Source organism: Actinophytocola sp. (assembly GCF_050699935.1).
Classification (GTDB): domain Bacteria; phylum Actinomycetota; class Actinomycetes; order Mycobacteriales; family Pseudonocardiaceae; genus Actinophytocola.
Window position 1 is genome coordinate 20,615 of sequence record NZ_JBOHGB010000092.1, and the last position, 7,493, is coordinate 28,107.

At 73.0% G+C, this 7,493-nt stretch carries 6 protein-coding genes and 1 pseudogene; 4 read left to right on the forward strand and 3 right to left on the reverse strand.

The features are described 5' to 3' along the window. The first annotated feature begins 64 nt into the window (after nucleotides 1–64). Nucleotides 65–454 (forward strand): hypothetical protein, encoded by a 390-nt coding sequence (locus tag ACRDTB_RS25280; protein WP_431434189.1) that lies wholly within the window; start codon nucleotides 65–67, stop codon nucleotides 452–454. On the opposite strand, the gene ACRDTB_RS25285 is transcribed toward ACRDTB_RS25280, so the two are convergent. Continuing rightward, complete coding sequence (locus ACRDTB_RS25285; RefSeq protein ID WP_431434191.1) at nucleotides 441–1,202, reverse strand: SIR2 family NAD-dependent protein deacylase; 762 nt, start codon at nucleotides 1,200–1,202, stop codon at nucleotides 441–443. The genes ACRDTB_RS25280 and ACRDTB_RS25285 overlap by 14 nt on opposite strands. Beyond that, a complete protein-coding gene (locus ACRDTB_RS25290) occupies nucleotides 1,199–2,200 on the reverse strand; it encodes a PHP domain-containing protein (RefSeq protein ID WP_431434192.1) in 1,002 nt (333 codons plus the stop codon). The genes ACRDTB_RS25285 and ACRDTB_RS25290 overlap by 4 nt, the downstream gene beginning before the upstream one ends. Nucleotides 2,201–2,417: 217 nt before the next feature. Between ACRDTB_RS25290 and ACRDTB_RS25295 the strand changes: the two genes are divergently transcribed. The 3 genes from ACRDTB_RS25295 to ACRDTB_RS25305 all read left to right on the forward strand — a co-directional run bounded on the left by ACRDTB_RS25295 (nucleotide 2,418) and on the right by ACRDTB_RS25305 (nucleotide 7,013). Next, nucleotides 2,418–2,822, forward strand: coding sequence for a DUF3040 domain-containing protein (locus ACRDTB_RS25295; protein WP_431434194.1), 405 nt, complete (start codon nucleotides 2,418–2,420; stop codon nucleotides 2,820–2,822). 145 nt (nucleotides 2,823–2,967) lie between these two features. Continuing rightward, nucleotides 2,968–4,551, forward strand: a complete 1,584-nt coding sequence (locus ACRDTB_RS25300; RefSeq protein WP_431434196.1) for an aldehyde dehydrogenase family protein — start codon at nucleotides 2,968–2,970, stop codon at nucleotides 4,549–4,551. Nucleotides 4,552–4,559: 8 nt separating this feature from the next. After that, nucleotides 4,560–7,013, forward strand: a complete 2,454-nt coding sequence (locus ACRDTB_RS25305) for an FAD-dependent oxidoreductase (protein WP_431434198.1) — start codon at nucleotides 4,560–4,562, stop codon at nucleotides 7,011–7,013. Here the strand turns inward: ACRDTB_RS25305 and ACRDTB_RS25310 are convergent. Next, a pseudogene (locus ACRDTB_RS25310) lies at nucleotides 6,991–7,493 on the reverse strand (transglutaminaseTgpA domain-containing protein); the annotation flags it as partial. The gene ACRDTB_RS25305 and the pseudogene ACRDTB_RS25310 sit on opposite strands and share 23 nt — an antisense overlap.

Sequence of the window (7,493 nt, forward strand, 5' to 3'; positions counted from 1 at the left end):
TAACCGTCTTTGTTAGGTATTCACAGATGCTCATCCGGCCTGCTCGCGCCTAGAATCTTCGGGTATGGCCTCACCGATCGCGAACGTGCTGCTGTTCGCGCTCGCGGTGATCGCGCCGACCCTGGTGTTCTGGTTCCTGGTGCGCGTGCCGCGGCTCGTCGACGGCATCGGCGAGCGTGTCCGGCGTCGCCGGGTCGTGGCCAAGAGCCTGCCCATCGAACAGCTCGCCGCGGACCTGCGCCGGGTGCACCGCCTGCTCGTCCAGTGCCCCGACGGCACGCCGATGGTCCGGCGCGTCGCCACCCGCGCCGCCTACGACGAGCTGCTGCGCCAGGCCTGCGAGGCCGTCGACGTCTCCCACGAGCTCGACACGCTGCCCGAGGGGGTGGAGCGGGACATGGAGCGCCTGCGGGTCGAGGAGGCCCTGCGCTCCGCCGGTCTCACGATCCCCTGACCAGCTCCGGCAGCAGGATGCCCAGGCGTTCGCGGAGCACGAACGCGGCGAGCCGGTCGTACGGCGTCTCCGAGCCGTTGCAGATCACCACGGTCGCGCCCGCCCGCGCGGCGAGCCCGACCAGCCCGGCGGCCGGGTGCACCGCGAGCGAGCTGCCGACGACCAGCATCAGGTCGCACGTCACCGCCGCCTCGCGGGCCCGGGCGAGCACGCCGGTGTCCAGCGGCTGGCCGAACGAGATCGTCGCCGACTTGAGGATCCCGCCGCACACCTGGCACGACGGATCCACCTCGCCCGCCTCGACCCGGTCGAGCGCCTCGCGCATCGGCAGCCGGTCGCCACAGGTCAGGCAGACCGTCTCGAACATGGAGCCGTGCAGCTCCACGACGAGCGACGGGCTGGAGCCGGCCCGCTGGTGCAGCCCGTCGATGTTCTGCGTGAGGATCGCGTGCAGCCGGCCGGTCTCCTCGAGCGTCACGAGCGCCCGGTGTGCGGCGTTCGGCTCCGCCTGCCACGCTGGATGCGCGAGCCGTGCCTGCCAGGACCGCCGCCGCACGTCGGGGTCCGCGACGTAGGCCTGCAGGTTCGACAGCCGCTCGCTGCGGGGGTTCGTCGTCCACAGCCCGTCGGGTCCGCGGAAGTCGGGGATGCCGGACTCGGTGGAGATGCCCGCGCCGGACAGCACGGCGATCCGCGCCGCGGCGGCGACCGTGGCCACCGCGTCCGCGAGGTCGTCCGCCGCCCTCATGGGATCCAGTCGAGCAGCTCGTCGGCGGTCTTCGTGTTGATCACCCGCTCCGGCGGCACGGAGCACTCCTCGGCACGCTCGCAGCCGTAGGGCAGCCAGTCCAGCTGGCCCGGCGCGTGCGCGTCGCTGTCGACGGAGAACATGCAGCCGGTCTCCAGCGCGAGCTCCACCAGCCGGCGTGGCGGGTCCAGCCGGTCCGGCCGGGAGTTGATCTCCACGGCCACGTTCTGGTCGCGGCAGGCGGCGAACACCTCGGCGGCGTCGAACTCCGACTCCGGCCGCCCGCGGCCCTTCACCTTCCGGCCCGTGCAGTGGCCGAGGATGTCGGTGTGCGGGTTCTCGATCGCCGCGAGCATCCGCTTGGTCATCTCCGGCTTGGCCGTCCGCAGCTTCGAGTGCACGCTCGCGACCACCACGTCCAGGCGGGCGAGCAGCTCCGGGGTCTGGTCCAGCCCGCCGTCGTCGAGGATGTCGACCTCGATGCCGGTCAGGATCCGGAACGGGGCGAGCTCGCGGTTGAGCTCCTCGACCACGTCCAGCTGGCGCCACAGCCGCTCGGAGGACAGCCCGTTCGCGACGGTCAGCCGGGGGGAGTGGTCGGTCAGGACCATCCAGTCGTGCCCGAGGAGCATGGCGGTCTCGGCCATCTCCCGGATGGGGCTGCCTCCGTCGGACCAGTCCGAGTGGGTGTGGCAGTCCCCGCGCAGCTCGGCCCGCAGCGTCTCACCGCCGGCGACCGGCTCGATGCCCAGGGCGAGCAGCCGGTCGAGGTAGGCCGGCGTCTCGCCGCGCGCGGCCTCGGTGATGACGGCGGCGGTGGTGCGCCCGATGCCGGGCAGGTCGGTGAGCGTGCCGGCCGTCAGCCGCCTCGCCAGCTCGCCTTCGGCCAGGCCCGCCACGACGGCGGCGGCACGCCGGAAGGCCTGGACCTTGTGGGTGGGCTCGCCCCCGCGCTCCAGCAGGAACGCGATCTGCCGCAGGGCTCGCTCGGGATCCATTCAGCCCACCTGCGCGGGCTCGGGCGGGCTGATGGCAGACTTGTGAGCGACCGGGTTTTGCTGGCGCATAGGACCATGATTCCGGATCGGGTAGTCGCGAGGGCTCGGGGCTCGTATCCTGGAGGGTGACGCCCCCGGAGCGGGGCGCCCGCCGGGTCCGGCGGCCAAAGACCGTGATCGCCCGGCGCTCGCGACCGCTGTGCCGGAGGAGGAACGAATGCCACTCTCCGAGCACGAGCAGCGACTGCTCGACCAGATTGAGCGTGCGCTTTACGCCGAGGATCCCAAGTTCGCATCCACGGTGCGGGGTGCGCGCCTGCGCCGTCCGTCCCGGCGCCGACGCCTGCAGGGCATCGCGCTGTTCGTACTGGGTGTCGCACTTCTGGTGCTGGGAGTGATCCTGCCGCTCAAGCCTGGCGGCGTCCCGGTGGTCAGTTTGCTCGGCTTCCTGGTCATGTTCGTCGGCGCGCTGCTCACGCTCTCCGCCCTTCGACAAGGCGGCGGCGAGGGCGAGGAGGACGCCGGGGAGGACGAAGGCGGCGGGTCCGCGAAGGCACGCCGCAGCTCGTTCTCGCAGCGGATGGAGGACCGCTTCCGCAAGCGGTTCGACGGGGAGCCGTAACCGCCGGCGCCCACCCGCGATCGTCGGGCGCCATGCCTGGCACCCGGCGGTCACTCGTGCGTGACATCGACCGCATCACGAGTGTTTCCCGTGTTCGGTGCGGCAGCATCAGAACGGCACCCGTCACCTTTGATGGAGGTTTGCCGTGGGGCTGCGGATTCCCGAGCATGCACAGTGGACGAGGTTGGCCGAGCGGATCGCCAAGGTGGCGCCGGCCGGATTCACCGGTGACCGCCTGCGCAACCTGTACGAAGGACGCTGGCAGGACGCGGGCGAACGCTCCCCGATGATCACCCCGGTGGACCAGACCGGCATCGGTCAGCTGTCCAAAGTAGACGAGCCGGTCGCGCTCAAGGCCGTCGCGGCCGCCCACCAGCAGCACCGGCAGTGGGCGGAGGTTCCGCTGGCCGACCGCAAGGCGCGGGTGAGTGCCGCGGTCGACGCGATGTCCGAGGTCCGCGACGACCTGGCCCTGCTGCTCGCCTGGGAGATCGGCAAGCCGTGGAAGCTCGCGTGCGCCGACGTCGACCGGGCGCTCGACGGCGTGCGCTGGTACGTGGAGAACATCGACCAGATGCTCGCCACCGACGCGCACGGCCGGCCGTTCGAGCGGTCGCCACTGTCCGGCCCGGTGAGCAACATCGCGAGCTGGAACTACCCGATGTCGGTGCTGGTGCACGCCGAGCTGGTGCAGCTGCTCGCCGGCAACGCGGTGATCGCCAAGACGCCGACCCAGGGTGGCGCGGTCTGCCTGACCGTGGCGCACGCGCTGATGAACGACGCCGGCCTGCCGGTCACGCTGCTCTCCGGCGACGGCTCGAAGCTCTCCGGCGCGCTGGTGCGCTCGATGGAGCTCGGCGCGCTCGCGTTCGTCGGCGGCCGGGACAACGGCGGCAAGGTGGCCGCCCAGCTCGTCGACACGGGCAAGCGGCACATGCTCGAGCAGGAGGGCCTGAACTGTTGGGGCATCTGGGAGTTCTCCGACTGGGCGGGCCTGTCGGCGCACCTGCGGAAGGGCTTCGAGTACGCCAAGCAGCGCTGCACGGCCTACCCGCGGTTCGTGGTCCAGCGCCGCCTCGTCGACGCGTTCCTGGCGACCTACCTGCCGGTGGTGCAGGCGATCCGGTTCGGGCATCCGCTGGCGGTGGACGCGGACGGCAAGACCGGTGCGAAGCAGTCCGAGCCGCCGGTGCTGGACTTCGGCCCGATGATCTCCGCGGCCAAGGCGACAGACCTGCGCAAGCGGGTCGACGAGGCACTGCACCACGGCGCGGTGCCGCTCTACCGCGGCTCGCTCGACCAGGGCCGGTTCCTGCCGGGCCAGGACACGTCGGCCTACGTCGCGCCCACCACGCTGCTCGCCCCACCCGGCGCGAGCCGGCTCATGCACGAGGAGCCGTTCGGCCCGGTGGACACCATCGTCGTGGTGGACACCAAGGCGGAGCTGCTGGCGCAGATGAACGCCTCGAACGGCGCGCTGGTGGCGAGCATCGCCTGCGATGACCCGGAGCTCGCCGGCGACCTGGCCGAGCACGTGCAGGCGTTCAAGGTCGGCGTGAACAAGCCACGCTCGCGCGGTGACCGCGAGGAGCCGTTCGGCGGTCGCGGCGGCTCGTGGAAGGGCGCCTTCGTCGGCGGCGTGCACCTGGTGCACGCGGTGACCCAGGGGCCGGAGGACGAGCTGCTGTACGGCAACTTCCCGGACTACAGCCGCTACCCCGCGGTGTGAGCGACCGGGTGACCGGCGGTGTGACCGGCGAGCGACCATCCGGCCCGCACTACTGGTACCCGGTGCCCCACTCGCCGGGTGAGGTGCACAGCGACATCTGCGTCTACGGCGGGACGTCCGCCGGGGTCACCGCGGCCGTGCGGGCCGCGCGGGCCGGGCGGTCGGTCGTGCTGGTCGCGTTCGGCCGGCATCTCGGTGGGCTGACCTCCTCCGGGCTCGGCGCCACCGACACCGGGCGGATCGACGCGATCGGCGGCCTGTCCCGGGAGTTCTACCGGCGGGTGGGCGCGCACTACGGCACACCCGAGGCCTTCGGGTTCGAGCCGCACGTGGCCGAGGCCGTGTTCGACGCGTGGGTGGCGCAGGAGTCGATCCCGGTCTACCGCGAGCACCGACTGTCCGAAGTGGACCGTAACGGCGCCCGGATCACCGCACTGCGCACGGAGAACGGCAAGGTGTTCCGGGCGGCCGGGTACGTCGACGCGAGCTACGAGGGTGACCTGATGGCCGCCGCCGGGGTGAGCCACACGGTCGGCCGCGAGGGCAACGCGGCCTACGGCGAGACCCGGGGCGGCGTGCAGTTCCGCACCGGCCACCAGTTCCAGCGCACGATCGACCCGTACCGGGTACCGGGTGATCCGGCGAGTGGGCTGCTGCCCGGTGTCCAGCCCGACGAGCCGGGCGTCCCGGGGTCGGGCGACCACCGGATCCAGGCGTTCAACTTCCGCGTGTGCCTGACGAAGGCGGCCGACCGCCTGCCGTTCCCGCGCCCGCCCGGCTACGACCCGGCGCGCTACGAGCTGCTGCGCCGCTACCTCGCGGCGGGCGTGTGGGACGCGCTGCGGCTGAACACGCCGATGCCGGGCGGCAAGACCGACCTCAACAACAACGGCGCCGTGTCGACCGACAACATCGGCCGCAACTACGGCTGGCCGCGCGGGAGCTACCGCACCCGTGAGGAGATCTTCGCCGATCACGTGCGCTACCAGCAGGGCCTGCTGTACTTCCTCGCCAACGACCCGTCCGTGCCCGCGGAGATCCGTGCCGAGGTGAGCGCGTGGGGGCTGCCGGCCGACGAGTTCGCCGAGACCGGCGGCTGGCCGCACGAGCTGTACGTCCGCGAGGCCCGGCGGATGGTCGCCGACTACGTGGTGACCGAGCACGACTGCCGGTGGGCGCGCACCGCACCGGACCCGGTCGGGCTCGCGTCGTACAACCTGGACTCGCACAACTGCGCGCGCGTGGTGGTCGACGGCGGTTCCGGTGACGCCGCCCGCAACGAGGGTGACGTGCAGGTCGGGCCGGCGGGGCCGTACGGCATCTCCTACCGGGCTATCGTGCCCAGGCGTGGCGAGTGCCCGAACCTCGTGGTGCCGGTGGCGCTGTCGGCCTCGCACATCGCGTTCGGCTCGGTGCGGATGGAGCCGGTGTTCATGCTGCTGGGCCAGGCCGCCGCGCACGCGGCCGACCTCGCGCTCGCGGACGGTGTGGCGGTGCAGGACGTCGACTATCCGGCGCTGCGTCGCGGGCTGCTGGCCGACGGGATGGTGCTGACCTGGCCGCCGGGCGAGTGCCCGGTGACCGTCGACGCGCCGGACTCACCTCCGGCCGGCACACCGTTCCCGGTGACCGTCGCGGTGACCAACACCGAGGGCGTCGAGGTGACCGACGTGGCGCTGTCGCTGACCGTCCCGCCGGGCTGGTCCGCCGCCTCGGTCGGGCCGGTCGGCACGCCGACGCTGCCGGCCGGCGAGGTGTTCGCGGCGCAGTGGTCGGTCACCGCGGTGACGCCGCCCGAGCTGCTCGGCGAGGACGTGCTGTCGGCCGGGGCCGGCTATGTCGTGGGCGGAGTCGTGGGCGAGCCGGTGTCGTTCGCGGCGTCGCGGACCGTGCGGGTCGCCGAGCCGGTCGCCGCGCCCCTGCTGACGGCCGCGTCCACGGCGGCGACCTTCGGGCAGCGGGGTGCGCAGCTCGCGATCGTGGCGGCGGGCCGGGACATGTGGACCGGCATCGACGAGTACGGGGCGATCCTGCACCCGGGCGCGGGTGGCCCGGCGACGGTCGCGGAGGTGACGCTGGTGTCGCAGGACGCGACGGACCCCAACGCGCGCACCGGCCTGGCGTTCCGCAACGACCTGCGGGCGCCCGGCTCGTCGGTGGGCTACGTGGCGCTGGTCGCCAAGCCCGCCAACGGTTTCCTGCTCCTGGCCGACGCCGACGGCGACGGCACGCTCGACTCGGTGGCCCGCCTGGAGCTGGACCCGACCCCGTACCCGGCTCGGCTGCGCCTGACCCGCGAGGGCACCCGCTTCACCGGCGCGGTCGGCCTGGCCGGCTCCTGGCACGAGGTGGGCGCGGTCGACCTACCGTCCGCGGCGTCCACACAGGACGTCGGCGTGATGTGCTGCGCGCACGCCGCCAGGCCGGGCCGCGCGTTGTTCACCGACCTCGCCGCAGGATAGAGCGGGGGAGGAGCTTTTCCCGCCAGCCCAACGGAGCCGTGCGCCGCATGCCCGCGATCAGCGTGTCGAACGCCGTGCCCAGCTTCGGGTCCGGCACGGTGTTGCCGCCGTACCAGGAGCGCTCCACCTCGCTGACCACCGTGCGCAGGGCGTGCTTGCCCTCGTCGTCCAGCTCGTGCTCGGTGGCCAGGCGCCGGGCGGCCACGCGGACGGTCTCGGTGTCGTTGGCCTCCGCGCCCCGGTCGGTCGACTCGGCGAGCAGCTCCGCCCACGCCGAGGTCGCCGCGGTCGGGCCGTTCGTGTGCACCTCGTGGCGGCGGAACAGCCGCTGGCGTTCGCGCACCACGCCGGGTGCCGCCGCGATGAGCAGCACCATCACCAGCGCGGCCAGCCACCACGACACGAGCGCGGCGAGGAACACGACCGCCAGCGCCCCGGCCGCCGCCGCGATCGGGCCGGTCAGCCGGCGCCGCCGCCCGG

Bases quoted from the DNA above. Each gene is read 5' to 3' on its own strand.
- ACRDTB_RS25280 (WP_431434189.1), top strand. From the start codon at position 65: ATGGCCTCACCGATCGCGAACGTGCTGCTGTTCGCGCTCGCGGTGATC.
- ACRDTB_RS25290 (WP_431434192.1), bottom strand. From the start codon at position 2,200: ATGGATCCCGAGCGAGCCCTGCGGCAGATCGCGTTCCTGCTGGAGCGC.
- ACRDTB_RS25285 (WP_431434191.1), bottom strand. From the start codon at position 1,202: ATGAGGGCGGCGGACGACCTCGCGGACGCGGTGGCCACGGTCGCCGCC.
- ACRDTB_RS25295 (WP_431434194.1), top strand. From the start codon at position 2,418: ATGCCACTCTCCGAGCACGAGCAGCGACTGCTCGACCAGATTGAGCGT.